The 20,205-nt window shown below is 68.6% G+C and carries 26 protein-coding genes and 1 pseudogene; 23 read left to right on the forward strand and 4 right to left on the reverse strand.

Annotated features, from left to right (window positions below; genetic code table 11):
• The first annotated feature begins 98 nt into the window (after positions 1 to 98).
• The 3 genes from mftE to mftG are packed head-to-tail and all read left to right on the forward strand — an operon-like array spanning position 99 to position 3,699.
• Positions 99 to 839 carry a mycofactocin biosynthesis peptidyl-dipeptidase MftE gene (gene mftE, locus JDV09_RS08175; RefSeq protein WP_221368615.1) on the forward strand — a complete coding sequence of 247 codons (741 nt, stop codon included), beginning with the start codon at positions 99 to 101 and terminating at the stop codon, positions 837 to 839.
• Positions 836 to 2,248 (forward strand): mycofactocin biosynthesis glycosyltransferase MftF, encoded by a 1,413-nt coding sequence (gene mftF, locus JDV09_RS08180; protein ID WP_221368616.1) that lies wholly within the window; start codon positions 836 to 838, stop codon positions 2,246 to 2,248. The genes mftE and mftF overlap by 4 nt, the downstream gene beginning before the upstream one ends.
• A gap of 8 nt (positions 2,249 to 2,256) precedes the next feature.
• Entirely contained in the window at positions 2,257 to 3,699 is a 1,443-nt protein-coding gene (gene mftG / locus JDV09_RS08185; RefSeq protein ID WP_221368617.1) for a mycofactocin dehydrogenase MftG, read from the forward strand.
• On the opposite strand, the gene JDV09_RS26630 is transcribed toward mftG, so the two are convergent.
• The 3 genes and pseudogenes from JDV09_RS26630 to JDV09_RS08195 all read right to left on the reverse strand — a co-directional run bounded on the left by JDV09_RS26630 (position 3,683) and on the right by JDV09_RS08195 (position 5,668).
• Positions 3,683 to 4,054 carry an aspartate/glutamate racemase family protein gene (locus JDV09_RS26630; RefSeq protein ID WP_255605025.1) on the reverse strand — a complete coding sequence of 124 codons (372 nt, stop codon included), beginning with the start codon at positions 4,052 to 4,054 and terminating at the stop codon, positions 3,683 to 3,685. The two genes, mftG and JDV09_RS26630, sit on opposite strands and share 17 nt — an antisense overlap.
• Positions 4,055 to 4,223: 169 nt before the next feature.
• Positions 4,224 to 4,313: pseudogene (locus JDV09_RS26635) on the reverse strand (aspartate/glutamate racemase family protein); the annotation flags it as partial.
• Positions 4,314 to 4,390: 77 nt separating this feature from the next.
• Positions 4,391 to 5,668 (reverse strand): cytochrome P450, encoded by a 1,278-nt coding sequence (locus tag JDV09_RS08195; RefSeq protein WP_221368618.1) that lies wholly within the window; start codon positions 5,666 to 5,668, stop codon positions 4,391 to 4,393.
• Between the two features lie 112 nt (positions 5,669 to 5,780).
• Between JDV09_RS08195 and JDV09_RS08200 the strand changes: the two genes are divergently transcribed.
• Positions 5,781 to 7,415, forward strand: a complete 1,635-nt coding sequence (locus JDV09_RS08200) for a carboxylesterase/lipase family protein (RefSeq protein ID WP_372452868.1) — start codon at positions 5,781 to 5,783, stop codon at positions 7,413 to 7,415.
• A gap of 1 nt (position 7,416) precedes the next feature.
• Here the strand turns inward: JDV09_RS08200 and JDV09_RS26640 are convergent, their stop codons facing one another.
• Positions 7,417 to 7,911 carry a hotdog fold domain-containing protein gene (locus JDV09_RS26640; protein WP_308124056.1) on the reverse strand — a complete coding sequence of 165 codons (495 nt, stop codon included), beginning with the start codon at positions 7,909 to 7,911 and terminating at the stop codon, positions 7,417 to 7,419.
• A 387-nt stretch (positions 7,912 to 8,298) separates the two neighbouring features.
• On the opposite strand from JDV09_RS26640, the gene rpsJ reads away from it, so the two are divergent.
• The 19 genes from rpsJ (at position 8,299) to rpsH (ending at position 20,198) form a co-directional block, all read left to right on the forward strand.
• Positions 8,299 to 8,604 (forward strand): 30S ribosomal protein S10, encoded by a 306-nt coding sequence (rpsJ, locus tag JDV09_RS08210; protein WP_003883485.1) that lies wholly within the window; start codon positions 8,299 to 8,301, stop codon positions 8,602 to 8,604.
• A 23-nt stretch (positions 8,605 to 8,627) separates the two neighbouring features.
• The gene (rplC, locus tag JDV09_RS08215) at positions 8,628 to 9,281 is read left to right on the forward strand and encodes a 50S ribosomal protein L3 (protein WP_221368620.1); all 654 of its coding nucleotides are present in this window, start codon (positions 8,628 to 8,630) and stop codon (positions 9,279 to 9,281) included.
• Between the two features lies 1 nt (position 9,282).
• Positions 9,283 to 9,945, forward strand: a complete 663-nt coding sequence (gene rplD, locus JDV09_RS08220; protein WP_221368621.1) for a 50S ribosomal protein L4 — start codon at positions 9,283 to 9,285, stop codon at positions 9,943 to 9,945.
• Positions 9,945 to 10,247, forward strand: coding sequence for a 50S ribosomal protein L23 (gene rplW / locus JDV09_RS08225; RefSeq protein WP_221368622.1), 303 nt, complete (start codon positions 9,945 to 9,947; stop codon positions 10,245 to 10,247). Before rplD ends, rplW begins: the two co-directional genes overlap by 1 nt.
• Before the next feature lie 36 nt (positions 10,248 to 10,283).
• Complete coding sequence (gene rplB / locus JDV09_RS08230; protein ID WP_221368623.1) at positions 10,284 to 11,120, forward strand: 50S ribosomal protein L2; 837 nt, start codon at positions 10,284 to 10,286, stop codon at positions 11,118 to 11,120.
• Positions 11,121 to 11,138: 18 nt separating this feature from the next.
• Entirely contained in the window at positions 11,139 to 11,420 is a 282-nt protein-coding gene (gene rpsS / locus JDV09_RS08235; protein ID WP_003892827.1) for a 30S ribosomal protein S19, read from the forward strand.
• Complete coding sequence (rplV, locus tag JDV09_RS08240) at positions 11,421 to 11,936, forward strand: 50S ribosomal protein L22 (RefSeq protein WP_221368624.1); 516 nt, start codon at positions 11,421 to 11,423, stop codon at positions 11,934 to 11,936.
• On the forward strand, positions 11,936 to 12,775 hold the full coding sequence (gene rpsC / locus JDV09_RS08245) for a 30S ribosomal protein S3 (RefSeq protein WP_221368625.1): 840 nt from the start codon (positions 11,936 to 11,938) through the stop codon (positions 12,773 to 12,775). The genes rplV and rpsC overlap by 1 nt, the downstream gene beginning before the upstream one ends.
• A 2-nt stretch (positions 12,776 to 12,777) precedes the next feature.
• Positions 12,778 to 13,194 (forward strand): 50S ribosomal protein L16, encoded by a 417-nt coding sequence (gene rplP / locus JDV09_RS08250; protein WP_221368626.1) that lies wholly within the window; start codon positions 12,778 to 12,780, stop codon positions 13,192 to 13,194.
• Positions 13,194 to 13,427: a 50S ribosomal protein L29 gene (gene rpmC, locus JDV09_RS08255; RefSeq protein ID WP_221368627.1), complete on the forward strand. Its 234-nt coding sequence runs from the start codon at positions 13,194 to 13,196 to the stop codon at positions 13,425 to 13,427. The genes rplP and rpmC overlap by 1 nt, the downstream gene beginning before the upstream one ends.
• Positions 13,427 to 13,729: a 30S ribosomal protein S17 gene (gene rpsQ, locus JDV09_RS08260; protein WP_221368628.1), complete on the forward strand. Its 303-nt coding sequence runs from the start codon at positions 13,427 to 13,429 to the stop codon at positions 13,727 to 13,729. Before rpmC ends, rpsQ begins: the two co-directional genes overlap by 1 nt.
• 261 nt (positions 13,730 to 13,990) lie before the next feature.
• Complete coding sequence (locus JDV09_RS08265; RefSeq protein ID WP_221368629.1) at positions 13,991 to 16,342, forward strand: arylsulfatase; 2,352 nt, start codon at positions 13,991 to 13,993, stop codon at positions 16,340 to 16,342.
• Positions 16,343 to 16,344: 2 nt separating this feature from the next.
• Positions 16,345 to 17,049: a hypothetical protein gene (locus tag JDV09_RS08270; protein WP_221368630.1), complete on the forward strand. Its 705-nt coding sequence runs from the start codon at positions 16,345 to 16,347 to the stop codon at positions 17,047 to 17,049.
• Positions 17,050 to 17,054: 5 nt separating this feature from the next.
• Complete coding sequence (locus JDV09_RS08275) at positions 17,055 to 17,933, forward strand: formylglycine-generating enzyme family protein (RefSeq protein ID WP_221368631.1); 879 nt, start codon at positions 17,055 to 17,057, stop codon at positions 17,931 to 17,933.
• Between the two features lie 290 nt (positions 17,934 to 18,223).
• Positions 18,224 to 18,592 carry a 50S ribosomal protein L14 gene (gene rplN / locus JDV09_RS08280; RefSeq protein WP_003883432.1) on the forward strand — a complete coding sequence of 123 codons (369 nt, stop codon included), beginning with the start codon at positions 18,224 to 18,226 and terminating at the stop codon, positions 18,590 to 18,592.
• Positions 18,593 to 18,910 carry a 50S ribosomal protein L24 gene (gene rplX / locus JDV09_RS08285; protein ID WP_221368632.1) on the forward strand — a complete coding sequence of 106 codons (318 nt, stop codon included), beginning with the start codon at positions 18,593 to 18,595 and terminating at the stop codon, positions 18,908 to 18,910.
• A 2-nt stretch (positions 18,911 to 18,912) separates the two neighbouring features.
• Positions 18,913 to 19,506, forward strand: a complete 594-nt coding sequence (rplE, locus tag JDV09_RS08290) for a 50S ribosomal protein L5 (protein ID WP_221368633.1) — start codon at positions 18,913 to 18,915, stop codon at positions 19,504 to 19,506.
• Positions 19,507 to 19,510: 4 nt separating this feature from the next.
• A complete protein-coding gene (locus JDV09_RS08295) occupies positions 19,511 to 19,696 on the forward strand; it encodes a type Z 30S ribosomal protein S14 (RefSeq protein WP_079925896.1) in 186 nt (61 codons plus the stop codon).
• 103 nt (positions 19,697 to 19,799) lie between these two features.
• Positions 19,800 to 20,198 carry a 30S ribosomal protein S8 gene (gene rpsH / locus JDV09_RS08300; RefSeq protein WP_221368634.1) on the forward strand — a complete coding sequence of 133 codons (399 nt, stop codon included), beginning with the start codon at positions 19,800 to 19,802 and terminating at the stop codon, positions 20,196 to 20,198.
• Positions 20,199 to 20,205 lie beyond the last annotated feature (7 nt).

A 20,205-nucleotide genomic window follows, 5' to 3' on the forward strand; every position in this document is an offset into this window, starting at 1 on the left:
GGCGTGGCGCAGGGGGCTGGCGTGATTCTCGATCGGCGTCTGGACCGCAATCCAGGAAATCAATTGCCACGCATACGCCAACATCTGGCGCACACCAGGTGAATTCGGCCTACCATCGTCGCGTGGCTTTCCCCAGCGAGCTTGGGAACTCAACGTCGAGGCAGCTGCAGGACTCATCGCCCACGTTGGTCATCCCGGTAGGTTCCACCGAACAGCATGGACCTCACCTGCCGCTGGACACTGACACCCGCATCGCGACCGCCGTCGCCGACGCCCTAGTAGAGGGCCTGCGGGCGGTCGACGACCGATACCTGACGGGGCCGGCCATCGCCTACGGCGCCAGCGGCGAACACGAGGCGTTCGCCGGCACCGTGTCTATTGGCACACCGGTACTGGCGAAACTTCTGGTGGAGTTCGCCCGTTCGGCGTGCCGGTGGGCCGGCCGGCTGGTGTTCGTCAACGGACACGGCGGAAACGTCGAGGCGCTGCGCCAGGCGGTCGCCCTGCTGCGCTACGAGGGACGCGACGCGGGGTGGTGCTCGTGCACCGTCAGCAATGCCGACGCCCATGCCGGCCATACCGAAACGTCCGTATTGCTACATATTTCGCCCGCCCTGGTCAGGGCGGATCGTCGGGTGCCGGGGAACCGGGCTCCGCTGTCGGAATTGATGCCCGACATGATTCGAGGGGGAGTTGCCGCCGTGAGTTCGCTGGGGGTGTTGGGGGACCCGACCACAGCGACCGCGGAGGAGGGCAGGAAGATCTTTGCCGAGATGGTCGACGCGTGTGTGAACCGGGTCAGTCGCTGGGCGCCGGATCAGGAGGGGATGTTGAGATGACCGGGCCGCGGCTTCCCGACGGGTTCGCGGTACAGATGGACCGACGCGTGCGCGTCCTCGGCGAGGGTGCGGCGCTGCTCGGCGGTTCCCCCACCCGGCTGCTGCGGTTGGCGCCCGCTGCGCAGACCATGCTGACCGGCGGGCGGCTCGAGGTGCACGACGCGGTGAGTGCCCAGCTCGCCCGCACCCTGCTCGACGCCACCGTCGCCCACCCGCGGCCGCTCAGCGGCCCGTCGCACCGTGATGTGACCGTCGTTATTCCGGTCCGCGACAACATCTCTGGCATCAGGAGGCTGGTCGCCGCGCTGCGCGGGTTACGGGTCGTCATCGTCGACGACGGTTCGGCGAACCCGGTGGTCCCGTCGGACTTCGACCCCGTGGTGTGCGAGTTGCGGATTCTGCGCAACGCCAGGAGCAAGGGGCCGGCAGCGGCCCGCAATGCCGGGCTTGCGTTCTGCGACACCGACTTCGTGGCGTTCCTCGACTCCGATGTGGTACCCCGGCGAGGCTGGCTGGAGGCGCTGCTCGGGCATTTCTGCGATCCCGCCGTCGCGCTGGTGGCACCGCGCATCGTCGCGCTGCACCAGTCCGACAGTGTGGTGGCGCGCTACGAGGCGGTGCGGTCGTCCCTCGATCTGGGCCTGCGCGAGGCCCCGGTGGTTCCATTCGGCACGGTGTCCTATGTGCCGAGCGCGGCCATCATCTGCCGGCGCAGTGCGCTGGTCGAGCTCGGCGGCTTCGACGAGTCGCTGGAGTCCGGTGAGGATGTCGATCTGTGCTGGCGGCTCAACGAGTCCGGCGCGCGGCTGCGCTACGAGCCGATCGCCCTGGTCGCCCACGATCATCGCACCCACCTGGGAAAGTGGTTCAAGCGCAAGGCATTCTACGGTGGCTCAGCCGCGCCGCTGGCTGTCCGGCATCCCGGGAAGACCGCGCCGCTGGTGATCTCGGGGTGGACGCTGGTGGTCTGGATGCTGGTGGCGATCGGCTCGGGGTTCGGTTACCTCGCATCGGTGGTGGTCGCCGCGGTCACCGGCCGCCGGATCGCCAAGTCGCTGTCCAGCGTGCAGACCGAACCGATGGAGGTGGCCGTGGTGGCGGGCCAGGGGCTGTGGTCGGCGGGCCTGCAGCTGTCCTCGGCGATCTGCCGGCACTACTGGCCGGTGACCCTGATCGCGGCGCTGCTGTCGCGTCGCTGTCGGCAGGTGGTGCTGGTGGCTGCGGCCGTCGACGGGGTGTTCGACTGGTTGACCCGCAACGGCAACGCCGACGAGGACACCAAGCGGGTCGGGTTGCTGACCTACATCCTGCTCAAGCGTCTCGACGACATCGCCTACGGCCTGGGTCTGTGGAGCGGCGTGGTGCGCGAACGCCACGCGGGCGCGCTCAAGCCGCAGATCCGGACCTGATCCGCGTCTTGCCCGAACGCCACAGCGACGTCCTCATCGTCGGCGCCGGGAGTGCCGGATCCGTCTTGGCCGCAATGCTTTCCGCCGACGAACGCTGCCGGGTCACCGTCGTGGAGTCCGGCCCCGGCCCGGCCGATCCGCGCATCGGCAAGCTGATCTCCGACGCGCTGAGCCTGCCGATCGGGCCGGCCAGCCCGGTGGTGCGCCGCTACCCGGTCACTCTGACCGACGAACCGAAGCGCCACATGGAGATCATGCGCGGTGCGGTGCTCGGCGGATCCGGGGCGGTCAACGGCGGGTACTTCTGCCGGGCCCTGCCCACCGACTTCGAGCGGTGGGCGCTGCCCGGTTGGGGGTGGGACGACGTGCTACCGCACTACCGGGCGATCGAGAACGACCTCGACTTCGGCGGGCCGCTGCACGGCGCCGACGGGCCGATCGCCGTCCACCGGGTCTCCGAGTTCGACGGCTGCACCGCGTCGTTCGTGCTGGCCGCGGAGGCCGCGGGATTCGGCTGGATCGGCGACCTGAACGGAGCCGCGCCGCAGTCCCCGTTGCCGCCCGGAGTGGGTGCGGTACCGCTGAACATCGACATCGGCATCCGGGTCGGTCCGGGCAGGGCCTTTCTGCAGCCGGTGCTGGCACGACCGAATCTGACGGTGCTGACCGACACCCGGGTGGACCGGATCCGGCTGGAGGGCAACCGCGCGGTCGGCGTCGACTGCCGCGGCGCGGACGGCGTACTGTCCCTGGCGGCCGACCGGGTCGCGGTGTGTGCCGGCGCCATCGCATCGGCTCAGCTGCTGATGCTCTCGGGCCTCGGCCCGCCCGCCGTGCTGGCGGTGGCCGGGGTGCCGGTGCGCGCCGCGCTACCGGTGGGTGTCGACACCGCCGACCATCCCGAGTGGGTGCTGCCGATCAACTGGACGCCGACCCATGGCGTCCCGGCGCTGGAGGCCATCCTCACCACCGCCGACGGACTGGAGATCCGGCCGTACACAGCCGGGTTCGGTGCAATGACGACCGGGCGGCGCGACGATCCGGCGGATCGGCCACACCTCGGTGTCACGTTGATGAGGCCGCACTCGCGGGGCCGAATCACGTTGGTCTCGGCCGATCCCGGCGTCGCCCCGGTGATCGAGTATCGGTATGACACCGAACCCGCCGATGTCGAACAGTTGCGGTCGGGTACCGAACTCGCTCGCGAAATCGCTGGCGCTGCAGTGCAATTTGCGCCATCGTGGGCGACGTCGCAACACCTGTGCGGGAGCGCGAGGATGGGCCGCGACGACGACCCGGCGGCGGTGCTGGACACCCGCTGCCGGGTGCTCGGGGTGGACGGTCTGTGGGTGGTCGACGGGGCGATCCTGCCCGGCATCCCCAGTCGCGGCCCGCACGCCACCATCGTGATGGCCGCCCATCGGGCGGCGGAGTTCATCGCTGCGAGTTGAGGCCCGTCAACGCCTCGGCGAAAACCGTTGCGGCGACGACGCCGTCGATCACCGGGACGCCGAGTCGTCGGCTCAGCGCCGCCGCGTAGGGGGCCATGGCCGCGCAGCCGAGGACGATCGCGCCGCTACCGTCCTGGTCGAGCGCCCGTCGGCACACCTGGCCGATCGGATCGATGCTGGCCGGATCGGAGGCGATGGTCAGCACCGGGATGTCGCATGCGTAGACGCCCAGGCAGTGATTCGGGGTGTAGGTCTTGGCCAGTTGCCGGCCCCGCGAGATCGTCGAGGACATCGACGTGACCACCGAGAAGGTGCCGGCCGCCAGCGCCGCGGCGTGCATGGCGGCCTGGGCCATACCCAGCACACCGGCGCGCCGGCCATCGCGCGAGCCCGGTCGAGCCCCGGATCACCGAAGCAGGCCACCACGTAGGCGTCCGGGCGCTGTTCGACAGGCCGTTGACCGCTGCCTGCACGACATCGAGAAGCCCTGGGACACAGCGGCGTTCGTCCTCGTCATTCTCGATGCTGGGTGGTCCGTGGGCCGGGTTGAGCGCCTCCACGACGGTTCCCGGTCGAGCCGCCGCGGCCGCGCTCGCGGCGACCGCGGCCGTCATCGAGGCGGTGGTGTTCGGGTTGACGAGCAGCAGGCGCACCCCTGCAGAGCCTAAGGGCCGAGCGTGGGGGCTGCCGGTTACCGCAGCGAGTAGCGGATCGGTAGGTGTTTGAGGCCGCCGACGAAGGTGGTGGCCGACAACTCGGGCTCGCCGGCCAGTTCGATCGACTCCAGCCGCGGGACCAACTCGGTGAACAGGCTGTTCATCTCCATCCGGGCCAGCGAGGCGCCCAGGCAGAAGTGCACGCCATAGCCGAAGGCCAGATGCTTGTTGGGATCGCGGCCCACGTCGAAGCGGAAGGGGTCGGCGAAGACCTCCTCGTCGCGGTTGGCCGAGACGTAGGCCAGATACACCGAGTCGCCCTCGGCGATCGGCACGCCGCGGATCTCGGTGTCGGCGGTGGCGGTGCGCATGAACTCCTTGACCGGGGTGGTCCACCGGATCATCTCCTCGACCGCGGTACCCATCAGGCTCATGTCGTCCCGCAGCCGCGCGAGCTGATCCTGGTTCTCGATCAGGGCCCGCAATCCGCCGGAGATGGCGTCCTTGGTGGTGTCGTGCCCGGCGCTGGCCACGATCGTGTAGTAGGAGACGGTGTCCATGTCCGAGAGCGGTTCGCCGTCGATGGTGCCGTTGGCGATCGCCGACGCGAGGTCGCCGGTCGGGTGTTCACGCCGGGACGCGGTCAGCGCGGAGAAGTAGGTGAAGAAGTCCATCAGCACCGCGAGCAGATCCTCGGTGGTGCCCTCGCCGCGCTTGTGCTCGGTGTCGTCTCCGCCGAACATCTCCTGGGTCAGCATCAGCATCCGGGGGAAGTCCTCCTCGGGCAGGCCGAGCAGCGACAGGATCACGTACAGCGGGTAGTTCACCGCAATGTCGGTGACGAAATCGCACTCGGACCCGATTTCACGCATCCGGTCGACGTAGCGCTTGGCCAGTTCGTCCACCCGGACCTGGAGATCGCGCATCGCCTTCGGGCGGAACCAGTCCGCGCCGATCTTGCGCACGTCGCGGTGGTGCGGGTCGTCCATGTGGATCAGCGTGCGCAGGCCGATGCCGGCCTCCTGCTGCTGCTTCATCACGTCATCGGCTTCGGCCGGAGCCAGCAGCGGGCGCGGGCCGCTGACGAACAACTCGTTGTCCCGCTCGACCGCCATGATGTCGGCGTGCTTGGTGAGCGCCCAGAACGGCCGGTACGGCGGGTTGTCCACCCAGGCGACCGGCTGGTGGGCCCGCAGGTACGCGAGCGCGGTGTGCAACCGCTCGTCATCGGCGTAGGCGGTCGGATCGGCCAGGACCTTCGCCGCATCGTTGGATTGCGAGTCGGTGGCCAGGTCCGTTGCCGATGTGCTCATGCGGTCTCCTCAGGACTGTCGACGAACTTGACGGGTGTCAATTGCGCAGTCTATGTGACGGCGGCCACGTCGCGAAAGGGGCGAGCGGCCGCGCCGTCACTAAGCTCTTGGCGTGGCGCACGTATCGGTTCCCGGACGCGCCCTGTGCATCCTGTCGATCGCCGTCCTGACGGTCGTCCTGGCGGCCTGCACCCGGAGTCACGGCGGGGCGCCGCCGCCGGCGCCGGCCGATCCGGCGCTGGTGCAGACCGTGGCGGGCACGGTGCGCGGCGTCGTCGGTGACGACCACCGCCTGTTCGCCGGAATCCCGTACGCAGCCCCACCGGTGGGGCCGCTGCGCTGGCAGCCACCGCAGCCGGCGCTGCCCTGGCCCGGGGTGCGCGACGCCACCCGGTACGGACCGCGGTGCCTGCAGGACCTCGGCGGTGACCTCGAGCTGGGCAGGCAGACCGACGAGGACTGCCTGACCCTCAACGTCTGGACCCCGGCCCCGCCCGCCGACCTGCTCAAGCCGGTGATGGTGTGGATCCACGGCGGGTCCTTCGTCAACGGCAGCGGACGCGTCTACGACGCGCGCCGGCTGGTGGCGCGCGGCGACATCGTCGTCGTCACCCTCAACTACCGGCTCGGCACGCTGGGATTCCTGGCGCATCCGGCGCTCGGGCCGCCCGGTGCGGTCGGCAACTACGGGCTCTCCGACCAGCAGGCCGCGCTGCAGTGGGTGCGCGACAACATCGAGAGCTTCGGCGGTGACCCCGACCGGGTCACGCTCGCGGGCGAGTCCGCGGGCGGGATGTCGGTGTGCGACCACCTCGTCGCGCCCGGCTCCGAAGGGCTTTTCGCCGCGGCCGTGATCCAGAGCGCGCCCTGTCGGGCACAGGCAGCGCTGCCGGTCGCCGCGGCGCGCAGCATCGACTACGCCGCCGGACTCGGGTGCGCCGATCCGGCCTCGGCGGCGGACTGCCTGCGCGCACTGCCCGCCGACCGGCTTCGCGAGCCGGTGAAGTTCACCAGTATCGGCGAGGACGAGCTGAGCGGTCCGGTGACCGGCACCGAGGTGCTGCCCGTGGATCCGATGACCGCGATCCGGGAGGGCCGGGCGGCCCGGGTCCCCGTGCTGATCGGCACCACCCGCGACGAGTTCACCCTGTTCGTCGGGCTGCAGTACCTGCGCGAGGAGGCGAACTACACACCGCAGGACTATCCGCGGCTGCTCGAGCTGACGTTCGGCGACGACGCCGCCACGGTGGCGGCGCACTATCCGCTGGACCGCTACGGCGGCGTCCCGCTGGCCTACTCGGCCGCCGTGACCGACAGCGCGTTCTCCTGTCCGGCCGAGGACATCGCCGACTCGCTGACGGCCCGCGGCGTTGCCGATGACGCCGCCCGCGGCGGTGCCGATGACGCCGTCTACTTCTACGAGTTCGACGATCCCGATGCGCCGGCTCCCGAGCCGCTGCGCACCCTGCCGTTCCCGGTCGGCGCCAGCCACTCGCTGGAGCTGCGCTACCTGTTCGACGTCGGCGGCGCCCCGCCGATGGATTCCGCGCAGGCCCGGCTGTCCGACCAGATGATCGACTACTGGTCTGAGTTCGTGAAGACCGGTGCGCCGGGCCGCGCCGGTGGCGCGGACTGGCCCGACGTGGCCACCTCGGATCGGGTCATGTCGCTGCAACCCGACGGCAACCGGCTCATCGCCGACTTCGCCGACGTCCACCAGTGCCGGTTCTGGGCGAGCCTGTCCTGAACTACCGGGCCGGGGTGATCCGGCAGGTGATGTCGGCGTGCACCACCTCGCTCCCGTGGTCGTCGAGGACGCTGACCGGCACGACGACGTCGACGGCGCCGGCGCCGCCGACCTCCATCGCGGGAAACTCGGCGGTGGACAACCGGGCGATGGCACGCAACGAGGTGGTCGCCCTGGTCAGGTAGGTGACGTTCATCGCGACCGGAATCCACCGATGGGTGACCGGCACGGTGGCCTCCATCAACATGCCCATCGCCGCCTCGGCGGCGTTGCACGGCGCGATCGCGTGCACGGTGCCGAGATGGTTGTGGACGAAGAACCACTTCGGCACGCGGACCTCCGCGAGCCCGGGTTCCATCCGGACCACATGCGGCAGCACCGAGGCGAAATACGGCACCCGGGCCATCGTCGCCACCGAGAACAGCCGGCTCCCGCCGGGCCGGCCAGCCAGCGCCTGCCAGGTGCGAAACGTGCGCGTCGACGGGCCTCTGCTCACCGCCCCGAGTGTATTGGCGGGCGCTTCCCGCGCCGGGGTACCGTGACGAGCGGTTTTGCGTGCCCAGGTCCCGTGCCCGCCGGCTCGTTGGGGGATTTGGAGCACGCCCGGATCTAGGGCATACTGTTCAGGTTGCCCTGAGCCGGTAGGTGCCGGTTTGGACCGTCGGCCGGGGCATGCGACCGGCGCCCCCAGCGGGCGCATCCGGTCCCCACCTCGAGCGTGATGATGTCATCGCGGCCGAGTGTGCGCGAGGGCGACACGCCCGACCGCGGGGGTCGGTGAACCACAGACAGATGAACAGCGGCGGCACAGCCAGGCCCAGCAGGGTTTCCAGCCGGGTTTCCATGGACACCGTGGGCCCGTTAGTAGTGAGGTAGGAGAAGCGTGGCGGGACAAAAGATCCGCATCAGGCTCAAGGCCTACGACCATGAGGCGATCGACGCCTCTGCGCGCAAGATCGTCGAGACGGTCACCCGGACGGGCGCCAGCGTGGTCGGCCCGGTGCCGCTGCCGACCGAGAAGAACGTGTACTGCGTCATCCGGTCCCCGCACAAGTACAAGGACTCGCGGGAGCACTTCGAGATGCGCACGCACAAGCGGCTGATCGACATCCTCGACCCGACCCCGAAGACCGTTGACGCCCTCATGCGCATCGATCTGCCGGCCAGCGTCGACGTCAACATCCAGTAGAAGCCCCAGGAGAACGAACAGAAATGGCTCGTAAAGGAATTCTGGGCACCAAGCTGGGCATGACGCAGGTGTTCGACGAGAACAACAAGGTCGTGCCGGTGACGGTCGTTAAGGCCGGGCCCAACGTTGTGACGCGCATCCGCACCCCGGAGCGCGACGGCTACAGCGCGATCCAGCTCGCCTACGGCGAGATCAGCCCGCGCAAGGTGAACAAGCCGGTGTCGGGGCAGTACGCCGCGGCCGGTGTCAACCCGCGCCGTCACCTCGCCGAGTTTCGGCTCGAGGACGAGGCCGCCGCGGCCGAGTACGAGGTCGGCCAGGAGCTGACCGCCGAGATCTTCGCCGACGGCAACTACGTCGACGTGACCGGTACCAGCAAGGGCAAGGGCTTCGCGGGCACCATGAAGCGGCACGGCTTCAAAGGCCAGGGGGCTGCGCACGGCGCCCAGGCGGTGCACCGCCGACCGGGCTCGATCGGTGGCTGCGCCACCCCGGGCCGGGTCTTCAAGGGCACCCGCATGTCGGGCCGGATGGGCAACGACCGGGTGACCACTCAGAACCTCAAGGTGCACAAGGTCGACGCCGAGAACGGCGTGCTGTTGATCAAGGGCGCCATCCCCGGCCGCAACGGCGGGCTGGTCGTTGTCCGCACCGCAGTCAAGCGAGGCGAAAAGTAACATGACTCTTTCCATCGATGTATTGACGCCGGCAGGTACGAAGGACGGCAGCGTGCAGCTGCCCGCCGCGCTGTTCGACGTCGAGCCCAACATCGCGCTGATGCACCAGGTGGTCACCGCGCAGTTGGCCGCGGCTCGGCAGGGTACGCACTCGACGAAGACCCGCGGCGAGGTGTCCGGTGGCGGCAAGAAGCCGTACCGGCAGAAGGGCACCGGCCGGGCCCGGCAGGGTTCGACCCGTGCACCGCAGTACGCCGGCGGTGGCACCGTGCACGGCCCCAAGCCGCGCGACTACAGCCAGCGGACCCCGAAGAAGATGATCGCCGCCGCCCTGCGCGGCGCGTTGTCCGACCGGGCCCGCAACGGCCGGATCCACGCGATCACCGAGCTGGTCGAGGGGCAGACCCCGTCGACCAAGAGCGCCAAGGCGTTCCTGGCCGGTTTGACCGACCGCAAGCAGGTTCTGGTCGTGATCGGCCGCGCCGACGAGACCGGCGCGCTGAGCGTTCGCAACCTGCCCGGCGTGCACGTGCTGTCGCCGGACCAGCTGAACACCTACGACGTGCTCAAGGCCGACGACGTGGTCTTCAGCGTCGAGGCGCTGGACGCCTACATCACGGCCAACACCGCCAACACCGATCAGGAGCAGGAGGTTTCGGCCTGATGGCGACCGTGACCGATCCCCGCGACATCATCTTGTCCCCGGTGATCTCCGAGAAGTCCTACGGGCTGATCGAGGACAACGTGTACACGTTCATCGTCGCGCCCGACTCGAACAAGACGCAGATCAAGATCGCGATCGAGAAGATCTTCAGCGTCAAGGTCGCGTCGGTGAACACCGCCAACCGGCAGGGCAAGCGCAAGCGCACCCGCACCGGCTACGGCAAGCGCAAGGACACCAAGCGCGCCATCGTCACGCTGGCCGCGGGTAGCAAGCCGATCGACCTCTTCGGAGCACCGGCCTAACCGCCGGGAGCAAGGGAACAGGAAGACTTAGAAGCCATGGCAATTCGCAAGTACAAGCCGACGACCCCGGGCCGTCGCGGTGCCAGCGTCGCCGATTTCGCCGAGATCACTCGCGACCATCCGGAGAAGTCGCTGGTTCGTCCGCTGCACGGCAAGGGCGGGCGTAACGCGCACGGCCGGATCACCACGCGGCACAAGGGTGGTGGGCACAAGCGCGCCTACCGCGTCATCGACTTCCGTCGTCACGACAAGGACGGCGTGAACGCCAAGGTCGCTCACATCGAGTACGACCCCAACCGCACCGCGCGCATCGCGCTGCTGCACTACCTGGACGGCGAGAAGCGCTACATCATCGCGCCGTACGGGCTGTCGCAGGGCGACGTCGTGGAGTCGGGCGCCAACGCCGACATCAAGCCCGGCAACAACCTGCCGCTGCGCAACATCCCCGCGGGCACGGTCATCCACGCGGTGGAGCTGCGCCCCGGCGGTGGAGCGAAGCTGGCCCGGTCGGCCGGCGCGAGCATCCAGCTGCTCGGCAAGGAAGGCAGCTACGCCTCCCTGCGTATGCCCAGCGGCGAGATCCGCCGGGTCGATGTGCGCTGCCGCGCCACCGTGGGTGAGGTCGGCAACGCCGAGCAGGCCAACATCAACTGGGGCAAGGCCGGCCGCATGCGGTGGAAGGGCAAGCGCCCCACCGTCCGCGGTGTCGTGATGAACCCGGTCGACCACCCGCACGGCGGTGGCGAGGGCAAGACCTCCGGCGGCCGTCACCCGGTCAGCCCGTGGGGCAAGCCCGAGGGCCGCACCCGCAAGCCCAACAAGCCGAGCGACAAGCTCATCGTCCGCCGCCGGCGCACCGGCAAGAAGCGCTAGGCCGGAAAGGATCACACGATGCCACGCAGCCTGAAGAAGGGTCCGTTCGTCGACGACCATCTGCTCAAGAAGGTCGACGTCCAGAACGAGAAGAACACCAAGCAGGTCATCAAGACCTGGTCCCGTCGGTCGACCATCATCCCCGACTTCATCGGGCACACCTTCGCCGTCCACGACGGTCGCAAGCATGTCCCGGTGTTCGTCACCGAGGCGATGGTCGGGCACAAGCTCGGCGAATTCGCCCCGACGCGGACCTTCAAGGGTCACATCAAGGACGACCGGAAGTCCAAGAGGCGCTAAATGACAACCCAGATTGAATATCCGTCCGCGCAGGCCAAGGCGCGCTTCGTGCGCGTCTCGGCCAGCAAGGCCCGGCGCGTCATCGACCTGGTCCGCGGCAAGAGCGTCGAGGAGGCCCTCGACATCCTGCGGTGGGCGCCGCAGTCTGCGAGCGAGCCGGTCGCCAAGGTGATCGCCAGTGCCGCGGCCAACGCGCAGAACAACGAGGGACTCGATCCGGCGACGCTGGTCGTCGCCGCCGTCTACGCCGACGAGGGCCCCACCGCCAAGCGCATCCGGCCGCGCGCGCAGGGTCGCGCCTACCGGATCCGCAAGCGCACCAGCCACATCACCGTGGTCGTGGAAAGCCGGCCGCAGAAGAGCAAGAGCGCCGGCGCCTCCGCGAGCGCGGCGCGCGCCCGCCGGGCGCAGGCCAGCAAGGCAGCCGGAGCCGCGAAGTCGGCGACACCGGACACCGCCGAGAAGGTGGCTCCCAAGACTGAGGCTTCTGAAGAAGCGAAGGAGGGCTCGGAGTAGTGGGCCAGAAGATCAACCCGCACGGCTTCCGCCTCGGCATCACCACCGATTGGAAGTCCCGCTGGTACGCCGACAAGCAATACGCGGACTACATCAAGGAAGACGTGGCGATCCGCAAGCTGCTCGCCACCGGCCTGGAGCGCGCCGGCATCGCCGACGTGGAGATCGAGCGCACCCGTGACCGGGTTCGGGTGGACATCCACACCGCCCGGCCGGGCATCGTGATCGGTCGCCGCGGCACCGAGGCCGACCGGATCCGTGCCGACCTGGAGAAGCTGACCGGCAAGCAGGTCCAGCTGAACATCCTCGAGGTGAAGAACCCGGAGAGCCAGGCGCAGCTGGTGGCCCAGGGCGTGGCCGAGCAGCTGAGCAACCGCGTGGCGTTCCGCCGTGCGATGCGCAAGGCCATCCAGTCGGCGATGCGTCAGCCCAACGTCAAGGGCATCCGGGTGCAGTGCTCGGGTCGCCTGGGCGGCGCCGAGATGAGCCGCTCGGAGTTCTACCGCGAGGGTCGGGTGCCGCTGCACACGCTGCGTGCGGACATCGACTACGGCCTCTACGAGGCCAAGACCACCTTCGGCCGCATCGGCGTGAAGGTGTGGATCTACAAGGGCGACATCGTCGGTGGCAAGCGTGAACTGTCCGCCGCCGCGCCCGCCGCGGATCGTCCCCGTCGGGAGCGTCCGTCCGGCACCCGGCCGCGCCGCAGCGGTGCGTCGGGCACCACCGCGACGAGCACCGACGCCGGCCGCGCCGCAACCGAGGATGTGGACTACGCCGGCACGGCGCAGGCGCTGACCGAGGCCGCTGCGGTTCCGGCAGAGAAGACGGAGAGCTAGTCATGCTTATCCCCCGTAAGGTCAAGCACCGCAAGCAGCACCACCCCAAGCAGCGTGGTATCGCCAGCGGTGGGACCTCGGTCAGCTTCGGTGAGTACGGCATCCAGGCCCTGGAGCACGCCTACATCACCAACCGGCAGATCGAGTCCGCGCGTATCGCCATCAACCGGCACATCAAGCGTGGCGGCAAGGTCTGGATCAACATCTTCCCGGACCGCCCGCTGACCAAGAAGCCTGCCGAAACCCGCATGGGTTCGGGCAAGGGCTCGCCGGAGTGGTGGGTCGCCAACGTCAAGCCCGGCCGAGTGCTGTTCGAGCTGAGCTACCCGGACGAGAAGATCGCCCGGGACGCCCTGACCAGGGCTATCCACAAGCTGCCGATCAAGGCACGCATCGTCACAAGAGAGGAGCAGTTCTGATGGCTGTCGGAATCACGCCCGGCGAACTGCGCGAGCTCACCGACGACGAACTGACCGACAAGCTGCGCGAGTCGAAGGAAGAGCTGTTCAACCTGCGCTTCCAGATGGCGACCGGCCAGCTTGCCAACAACCGCCGGCTGCGCACGGTCCGTCAGGAGATCGCGCGCGTCTACACCGTGCTGCGGGAACGTGAATTGGGTCTGGCCGCCGGACCCGGAGGTGAGGATTCGTAATGGCTGAAGCAAATGCCAAGGGGCCCGCGAAGACCCCGCGCACCGAGAAGCCGCGTGGTCGGCGCAAGACCGCGATCGGCTACGTCGTCAGCGACAAGATGCAGAAGACCATCGTGGTCGAGCTCGAGGACCGCAAGATGCATCCGCTGTACGGCAAGATCATCCGGACCACCAAGAAGGTCAAGGCGCACGACGAGAACGGTGATGCCGGTGTCGGCGACCGGGTTTCGCTGATGGAGACCCGCCCGACCTCGGCGACCAAGCGCTGGCGCCTCGTGGAGATCCTCGAGAAGGCCAAGTAGCCCCGTCCGGCGCTACCGCACCTGCGCAGAGCCCCCGCACGCCCCACGGCGGCGGGGGCTTTCGCATCGTCGCCCACAGCCCCCGCCGAAATGGCATTCCGGCAGCGAAAGTTCGAGTGCGAGCCGGCCGGAATGCCATTTCGGCGGAAGTGTTGGGCACGGGCCGGCGCTGCGCGTTTCCCCGACCTGACGCAACCCGCGGGTGTAGTCTCCACCGCGATCGCCGCGCACGCGGCACCGAATCGATCGGGACGGGGCTAGATGGCAACCGAGTTCAACGGCAAGATCGAGCTGGACATCCGCGACTCCGAACCCGACTGGGGGCCCTACGCCGCCCCCGCGGCAGCGCCGGACGCGCCCAACGTCCTCTACGTGGTGTGGGACGACGTCGGCATCGCCACCTGGGACTGCTTCGGCGGACTGGTCGAGATGCCCGCAATGAGCCGCATCGCCGAACGCGGGGTGCGGCTTTCGCAGTTCCACACCACCGCGCTGTGCTCGCCGACGCGGGCCTCCCTGCTCACCGGGCGCAACGCCACCACCGTGGGAATGGCCGTCGTCGAGGAGTTCACCGAGGGCTTCCCCGGCATCAACGGGCGCATCCCCGAGGACACCGCGCTGATCTCGGAGGTGCTCGCCGAGCACGGCTACAACACCTACTGCGTGGGCAAATGGCACCTGACCCCGCTCGAGGAGTCCAACCTCGCCGCGACACGGCGGCACTGGCCGCTGTCACGCGGGTTCGAGCGCTTCTACGGCTTCATGGGCGGGGAAACCGATCAGTGGTACCCCGAGCTGATCTACGACGGCCACCCCGTCGAGCCGCCGGCCACCCCCGAAGAGGGCTATCACCTCTCGAAGGATCTGGCCGACAAGACAATCGAGTTCATCCGGGATTCGACGACGATCGCACCGGGCAAGCCGTGGTTCTCGTATGTGTGTCCGGGTGCCGGTCACGCACCCCATCACGTGTTCAAGGAGTGGGCGGACCGCTACTCCGGTGTGTTCGACATGGGCTACGAGCGCTACCGCGAGATCGTGCTGGAGAATCAGAAACGGATGGGCATCGTCGGGCCCGGCACCGAATTGTCGCCGGTCAACCCCTATCTGGATGTTCAGGGCCCCGAAGGGCAGCCGTGGCCTGAACAGGACACCGTGCGGCCGTGGGACTCGCTCGACGACGAGGAAAAGCGGTTGTTCTGCCGGATGGCCGAGGTGTTCGCCGGCTTCCTGTCCTACACCGATGCCCAGATCGGGCGAATCCTGGACTATCTCGACGAATCGGGCCAGTTGGACAACACCATCGTCGTGGTGGTCTCGGACAACGGTGCCAGCGGTGAGGGCGGTCCGAACGGATCGGTCAACGAGGGCAAGTTCTTCAACGGCTATATCGACACCGTCGAGGAGAGCATGCGGTTCTTCGACGACCTCGGGGGCCCGAGCACCTACAACCACTATCCGATCGGCTGGGCGATGGCGTTCAACACGCCTTACAAGCTCTACAAGCGCTACGCCTCGCACGAAGGCGGCATCGCCGACGCGGCGATCGTCTCCTGGCCCAACGGAATCGCCGCGCACGGCGAGGTCCGCGACAACTACGTCAATGTCTGCGACATCACCCCGACGGTGTACGACCTGCTGCAGATCGTGCCGCCCGCATCGGTGAAGGGGATTCCGCAGCGTCCCTTCGACGGTGTCAGTTTCAAAGTGGCCCTTGATAATCCGGACGCACCAACCGGCAAGGAGACGCAGTTCTACACGATGCTCGGGACCCGCGGCATCTGGCACAGGGGATGGTTCGCCGGCACCGTGCACCCCGCGTCGCCGTCGGGTTGGTCGCATTTCGACCAGGATCGCTGGGAGCTCTACCACATCGCGTCCGACCGCAGTCAGTGCCACGACCTGGCCGCCGAGAATCCGGACAAGCTCGCCGAGTTGCAGGCGTTGTGGTTCTCCGAGGCGGCCAAGTACAACGGGTTGCCGTTGTCGGACCTCGGGGTGTTCGAGATGCTCGGCCGGTGGCGCCCGTCGGTGGCCGGCGATCGTTCGAGCTACACCTACTACCCGAACACCGCGCAGGTGTCGGTGGGCGCCTGCGTGAACATCGCCGGCCGCTCGTTCTCGCTGCTGGCCGAGGTCGACGTCGACAGCCCGGACGCGCACGGGGTGCTGTTCAAGCAGGGCACCGGTCACGGCGGGTACGTGCTCTTCCTCGACGAGGGCCGGCTGACGTTCGTCTACAACTTCTTCGGCGAAGACGAACAACTGGTGGCCGCCCCCGACCCGGTACCGTTGGGGTGCCACGTCCTCGGTGTCGGCTACGCGCGCACCGGCACCGTGGAGGGCAGTCACACACCGGTCGGCGACGCCACCCTCTATGTGGACGGCGCGGCGGTGGCGAGCCTGTCCGGGGTGCGGGCCCACCCGGTCATCTTCGGCCTGGCGGGGGGCGGGGTCAGCGTGGGACGCAATCTCGGACAACCGGTTTCGCGGTCCTACCGGGCCCCGTTCGAGTTCACCGGCGGCACCATCGTCCGGGTCACCGCCGACGTCTCGGGAACGCCGTACACCGACCTCGAGCGCGACGTCGACCGCGCATTCGCCAAGGACTGACGATGCTGCGAACGGCACTCTCGGTTCTGCTGACGGTTACGGCGCTGTTCGTCGCCGGCTGCACCCGGGACAGCGGGGGAGCCCCCGTCGCCGCGGACCTCCCGGCGGCCCCGACGTCCACGTCGGCGTCCGCGCCGCGCACGTTGCCCACCGGCACCACGGGGCCCGCTCCGCAGGGCGCCGGCGACGTCCCCGGCGTCGTTCCCACCTCCGCGCCGCCGGCGCCCGGAGAGCTCTGTGTGCCCACCGACCTGCCCCCGCTGCGGACCGTCGCGCGCGTCGGCGATCCCGACGCCCCCACGGCGACGGTGGCGGTGCCCGACGGCTGGACGATGCTCTCCGGTGACGGTGACGTCGGGGCTCGGCTGGAGGGACCGGCCGGGGAGGAGGCGACCGTGTCGATCACCGCGACGTCGGCGGATCCCGCGGCGGCGTTCCGCGCCTATGCCGACAAACTGACCGACGGGTACGTGATCACCACCCTGAGCGTTCTGCCCGCCGAGATGTGCGGTTTCTCCGGGCAGAAGCTGACCGGCATCCTGTCCGACGGCACCGAGACCGTGCAGTATGAGGACCGCATCGTGCATGTGGGCACGGCCCAGGGCGACTACCTGATCGCGGTGCACGTCCAGGCCCCGTCCGGGGCAGCGGGATTCGACGACGCCGCCGCGACCGTGACCGAGGATTTCGAGATCGGCCTACCCTGAGATCCATGCTCACCGAACTCGTCGAGGTGGACGGCGGGTCGTTTCGAATGGGGTCGACGCAGTTCTACCCCGAAGAGGCGCCCGTGCACACGGTCGTCGTCGCGCCGTTCGCCATCGAGCGTCACCCGGTCACCAACGCGCAGTTCGCCGAGTTCGTCGCCGACACCGGCTACGTGACCGTCGCGGAGCTCGCGCCCGATCCAGCGCTGTATCCGGGTGCCGCACCGGAGGATCTGGTTCCCGGCGCGCTGGTGTTCCGGCCCACCCACGGCCGGGTCGACCTGCGGGACTGGCGGCAGTGGTGGGAGTGGGTGCCCGGGGCCGACTGGCGTCACCCGTTCGGTCCGGAGAGCTCGATCGTCGACAAGTCGCTGCATCCCGTGGTGCAGGTCTGCTACACCGACGCACAGGCCTACGCCCGCTGGGCCGGCCGGCGGCTGCCCACCGAGGCCGAGTGGGAGTTCGCCGCGCGTGCCGGCGCCAGCTCGACATACCCCTGGGGCGACGAGCCGATGCCCGGTGGCCGGCTGATGGCCAACACCTGGCAGGGGCACTTTCCGTACGCCAACGACGGCGCGCTGGGCTGGTCCGGCACCTCCCCGGTGGGGACGTTCCCGCCGAACGGCTTCGGCCTGGTCGACATGATCGGCAACGTGTGGGAGTGGACCACCACGCTGTTCACCGGCCACCACCGGGTGGGGCAGTCGTCGTTGGAGACGGGCTGCTGTGGCCCCGGGGCGCCGGACCCGACGATCACCCACGCGCTCAAGGGGGGTTCGCACCTGTGCGCTCCGGAGTACTGCCACCGGTACCGGCCGGCGGCCCGGTCCCCGCAGTCGCAGGACAGCGCGACCACCCACATCGGGTTCCGCTGCGCCCGCTGACCGGCGGACCGGTCCGGTCTGCTTCGGCGAGCGTGCATCTACTGCGAGTTTTCCGCGCCGATTTGTCGCATTGAGCGCACAGTCGGCGGTCGAGAACGGCGATTTGGAGCATTCGCCGAGCTCACCTAGTATGTAAGGGTTGCCTCGGGCAGACCTCGGTTCTCTCATCCGGAATTGGATGTTCCAGTGAGAAGACCCCGCGTGCCCCTGGGTGACTGAATTTGCAACAAGACCGCGCACGTCAGGGTCGGTAATCCTGCGTGCACACAAAAGCCAGGTCAGGAGATCTAGTGATTCAGCAGGAATCGCGGCTCAAGGTCGCCGACAACACGGGCGCCAAGGAGATCTTGTGCATCCGCGTTCTCGGCGGCTCGTCGCGGCGCTATGCCGGCATCGGTGATGTCATCGTCGCGACGGTCAAGGACGCCATCCCCGGCGGCAACGTCAAGCGCGGCGACGTCGTCAAGGCCGTCGTGGTGCGCACCGTCAAGGAGCGCCGCCGCGCCGACGGCAGTTACATCAAGTTCGACGAGAACGCCGCCGTCATCATCAAGGCCGACAACGACCCGCGCGGCACCCGCATCTTCGGGCCGGTCGGCCGGGAACTGCGCGAAAAGCGCTTCATGAAGATCGTTTCGCTCGCCCCGGAGGTGTTGTAGATGAAGGTCCACAAGGGCGACACGGTGCTCGTCATCTCCGGCAAGGACAAGGGCGCCAAGGGCAAGGTCCTGGTGGCCTACCCCGAGCGCAACAAGATCCTCGTCGAGGGCGTCAACCGGATCAAGAAGCACACCCCCGAGTCGCGCACCGAGCGTGGCGCGTCCTCCGGCGGCATCGTCACCCAGGAGGCGCCGATCGCGGTGTCCAACGTGATGCTGCTCGATTCCGACGGCAAGCCGACCCGCGTCGGCTACCGCATCGACGACGAGACCGGCAAGAAGGTCCGGATCGCCAAGACCAACGGCAAGGACATCTGAAGATGACCACAGAAACCCATCCCGGCGCTTCGCTTGCCCAGGCCGAGAAGACGCTCCCGCGCCTGAAGCAGCGCTACCGCGAAGAGATCCGCGACGCCCTGCAGAAAGAGTTCGGCTACGCCAACGTCATGCAGATCCCCGGGGTCAGCAAGGTCGTCGTGAACATGGGTGTCGGTGACGCCGCCCGCGACGCCAAGCTGATCAACGGCGCGGTCAACGACCTGGCGCTGATCACCGGCCAGAAGCCCGAGATCCGCCGGGCCCGCAAGTCCATCGCGCAGTTCAAGCTCCGCGAGGGCATGCCGATCGGCGCGCGGGTGACCCTGCGCGGCGACCGGATGTGGGAGTTCCTGGACCGGCTGATCTCCATCTCGCTGCCCCGTATCCGCGACTTCCGCGGCCTCAGTGCCAAGCAGTTCGACGGCACCGGCAACTACACCTTCGGGCTGACCGAGCAGTCGGTGTTCCACGAGATCGACGTGGACTCCATCGACCGGCCCCGCGGCATGGACATCACCGTCGTCACCTCGGCGACGAACGACGACGAGGGACGTGCGCTGCTTCGGGCGCTGGGCTTCCCGTTCAAGGAGAACTGAGCAGATGGCAAAGAAGGCTCTGGTCAACAAGGCCAACAAGAAGCCCAAGTTCAAGGTGCGCGGCTACACCCGCTGCAACAAGTGCGGCCGCCCGCACGCGGTGTACCGCAAGTTCGGCCTGTGCCGGATCTGCCTGCGCGAGATGGCGCACGCGGGCGAACTGCCCGGTGTGCAGAAGTCCAGCTGGTAACGACAGCCGGCGACAACACAAGACCAACTCTTCGAAACAGGTTGCGGTAGGCCTCCCGGACTGACCACGGAGGAACCGCCGCGAGAAAGGTGAACCGGCTGTCATGACCATGACGGATCCGATCGCAGACTTCTTGACCCGTCTGCGCAACGCCAACTCGGCGTACCACGATGAAGTGACCCTGCCGCACAGCAAGATCAAGGCCAACATCGCCGAGATCCTCAAGTCCGAGGGCTACATCAGCGACTACCACACCGAGGATGCCCGGGTGGGCAAGTCGCTGGTGGTGCAGCTGAAGTACGGCCCCAGCCGGGAACGCAGCATCGCGGGCCTGCGCCGGGTGTCCAAGCCCGGTCTGCGGGTGTACGCCAAGTCCACCAACCTGCCGCGGGTGCTCGGCGGGCTCGGTGTGGCCATCATTTCCACGTCGTCGGGGCTGAGGACCGACCGCCAGGCCGCCCGTGAGGGCGTCGGCGGCGAGGTCCTCGCGTACGTGTGGTGAGGGAGTT

This window comes from Mycolicibacterium xanthum (genome assembly GCF_019710635.1).
GTDB lineage: Bacteria > Actinomycetota > Actinomycetes > Mycobacteriales > Mycobacteriaceae > Mycobacterium > Mycobacterium xanthum.